Genomic DNA, 1023 nt, shown 5'->3' with positions numbered 1-1023 from the left:
AAACTGCAATACGGAGGCACGACCTAATAAAAGAAGCTATTGCATCTCAAGGCGTTATATCAGCAATAATAAAAGGTAATGTCGAAATTTTAGAAAAGTTGTTTAAATATGGCGCAACAGCACATGACCACTCAGAAGATCCTGTTGCTTTAGTAGTATCTGATGCAATCGCAGCCTATGAACCCAATTATAAAGCTTTAGGTTCTAAACCGGAACACGATCCACTTACGTATATAGAAATGCTTAAAGTTTTATTAGAGCATGACGGTAATCCTAATGCTGTAATGTTAGAAAGAGGTAAAGTAGTTCTTTTAGCATTAAATTCACTTATAGATAAACCGGAAAATCCTACATATAAAGATATTTGCAGATTATTAATTAAGCATAAAGCTGATCTTTCGATATTTAATCCTGATAAGGATAAGCATAAGAAATATATAACAATTATAGAGATGTTAAAAGCAGAAATAATAGACCTCTTTCATAACCTGCCTTATCAAGAGGTTTTTGAAGAAAACATCGAAGCACTTGCTACTTCAGTGCACATATTACCTTTAGAAGGAGGTTATGTTTCTGATGCTGATGCTAATACTGGGACTAAAACAGGTTCTAGATTAGTAGAAATTGCTAAATCACAATTCTTTTTACTTAATGAAATTAAAACACTTAGTGAAGATACACCTAATTTGGACGGTGATACATAAAGAGCTATTTGATGCTAAGTTTAATAGTTAGTTTGATGTTATTCCTGCAATAAGATTGCTTTGTTGCATGACTCTTATATCACATTCCCCATAGGCATTGTTGCGTGGGCCGGTAAATGCTCTTTATGTCATTCCCGCGAAAGCGGGAATCCAGAAAAAAAAGTATAAATACAGAAAATTTTTGAAATTAAGATTTTTTAGCCTGGATCCTCACTTTCGCAGGGATGTCATCGAGGTCTTCTCAAAAACTGCCCAGTACTATAGGCTTGACCCCGGGGTCCATAAAAACAATAAACAAATACTAATAATTTTAGTATTT

1 pseudogene is annotated in these 1023 nt (G+C 34.0%); it reads left to right on the top strand.

Features of this window, described 5'->3' with window-relative positions:
- Nucleotides 1-704 (top strand): annotated as a pseudogene (locus tag KYQ89_RS01070) (hypothetical protein); the annotation flags it as partial.
- Between the last annotated feature and the right edge of the window lie 319 nt (nucleotides 705-1023).

Origin of the sequence: Rickettsia sp. TH2014 (assembly GCF_019249195.1) — a bacterium.
In the GTDB taxonomy this organism is placed as follows: domain Bacteria; phylum Pseudomonadota; class Alphaproteobacteria; order Rickettsiales; family Rickettsiaceae; genus Rickettsia; species Rickettsia felis.
This window is presented reverse-complemented; position numbering and strand designations above follow the sequence as displayed.